Here is a 575-nt window from a genome sequence, read left to right on the forward strand (position 1 = left end):
TGCCCACCGACACGCCGAGGGTGCGGATGACGCGGACGTCGTCCACTTCCACGTCGCCGGAGAGCACTCGCAGAAGCGTGGACTTGCCATCGCCGTTCTGGCCCACAATACCGATGCGGGCCCCCTCGTCCACCCCGAGGGACAGTCCCTCGAACACCGTCTTCGTGGGGAATTCCACCCGCACCTTTTCACAACCGAGAAGAAACGCCACGTAGGCCGCCTTTCACATTGGAGACCGCGCCCAACCTCAGGATTGCCGGCCCCGTTCGTTTATCACATCTCGCGCCTCCACCAAGCCGCGAGGCACGCTTCGCGAGTCAATTCGATACGCCATCGATTATAAACCATGGCTCTTTCCAGCGGCTCCATCCCCTCAACGAAACGAGCACTGAAGCCCTTCGGGAGCAAAATGGCTTGGAAATGACGAAACATCGGCCAGGTTGATACCGTCCCGGGGAAATTGGCTTGGAAATCACGAAAGATCGGCCAGAACGGTGCTTTCTAGGGCGAAATGGCTTGGAAATCACGAAACATCGGCAAAACGGCACCCACCGCAGCGAAAAAGGAGTGATTTG

Annotated in this window: 1 protein-coding gene; it reads right to left on the minus strand. The window is 58.4% G+C overall.

From position 1 onward, the window contains the following. A partial coding sequence (locus tag NE591_RS12215; RefSeq protein ID WP_256156740.1) for an ATP-binding cassette domain-containing protein occupies window positions 1-211 on the minus strand: 211 nt, incomplete at its 3' end. Between the last annotated feature and the right edge of the window lie 364 nt (window positions 212-575).

This window comes from Adlercreutzia sp. DFI.6.23, assembly GCF_024462535.1.
GTDB classification, from domain to species: domain Bacteria; phylum Actinomycetota; class Coriobacteriia; order Coriobacteriales; family Eggerthellaceae; genus Adlercreutzia; species Adlercreutzia rubneri.